This window comes from Shewanella sp. SM55, from assembly GCF_025654025.1.
GTDB classification, from domain to species: Bacteria; Pseudomonadota; Gammaproteobacteria; order Enterobacterales; family Shewanellaceae; genus Shewanella; species Shewanella oncorhynchi.
The window spans coordinates 1-619 of record NZ_JAKKRS010000043.1; the positions used below are offsets into that span (position 1 = coordinate 1).

At 47.7% G+C, this 619-nt stretch carries 1 protein-coding gene; it reads right to left on the reverse strand.

What is annotated here, in order from left to right:
* The coding region (locus L5L91_RS22625; protein ID WP_263237823.1) for a glycine--tRNA ligase subunit beta at positions 1-619 on the reverse strand (619 nt) is incomplete at both ends.

The window sequence follows — 619 nt, forward strand, 5'->3', positions numbered from 1 at the left end:
GGTTAAGGCTTGTTGGTAATCGGCATTGGCAAACAAAGGTGCCAGCAGTGGTTGCAGCTCGTTCAACTTGGCCGCTAATGCTTGCTCTGCGGCTTCAGTTAACAGACTCGCATTGATCGTTGTCGGTAAAGCACCTTCAACCTTAGCCAGAATGTTGGATACACGTTTGTTCGCTGCCGCAAGTGCACTAGAAGCTTCTAGGCTTCTAAAGTGTGATACCGCATTGATACGGCTATCAAAATCAGCTGGGCGTGTTGGGCGACGTGCTAGCACTGCTAAGATCACATCAACACCAATGCCTTTATCTTGATACCAAGCGCGGAAGCGTGCCATTAAGAACTCTAACACTTCATCGCTTGCATTGACGTTGCTTAAGTTAGTGCCATGCAGTGCTTGTGCTTTAGCGATAAGATCAACTAAATCAAGTGGTAGCTTGTTTTCTACTATGATACGTAGCACGCCAATTGCTGCGCGGCGTAGGGCAAAGGGATCGGCTGCACCTTTAGGAGCTTGGCCAATACCAAAGATGCCGACTAAAGTATCGAGTTTATCTGCTAATGCAACTGCGCAAGATACACCTGCACTTGGCACAGTGTCACCAGAAAACTTAGGCTTGTAT